Annotated in this window: 1 protein-coding gene; it reads left to right on the plus strand. The window is 63.2% G+C overall.

Annotated features, from left to right (window positions below; genetic code table 11):
* A partial coding sequence (locus ACODJP_RS14530; protein ID WP_422482709.1) for a Sua5/YciO/YrdC/YwlC family protein occupies positions 1-231 on the plus strand: 231 nt, incomplete at both ends.

Consider the following 231-nt stretch of genomic DNA (forward strand, 5'->3'; position numbering starts at 1 on the left):
CTTCATTCTCAACGGCACGCGCGAAGTGCCGCGCCTGTTGTTGCATGAAAAACGCCGCACCATCGGCCTGCGCGTGCCGGACCATGCCATTACCCTGGCACTGCTTGCCGAGCTGGGTGAGCCCTTGATGAGCGTCAGCCTGATCCTGCCCGGCGACGCCGAACCCATGACCGACCCCTACGAAATTCGCCAGCGTCTGGAGCACCATGTCGACCTGGTCATCGATGGCGG

This window comes from Pleomorphochaeta sp. DL1XJH-081, assembly GCF_049310885.1.
Classification (GTDB): Bacteria; Spirochaetota; Spirochaetia; order Sphaerochaetales; family Sphaerochaetaceae; genus CAYZJV01.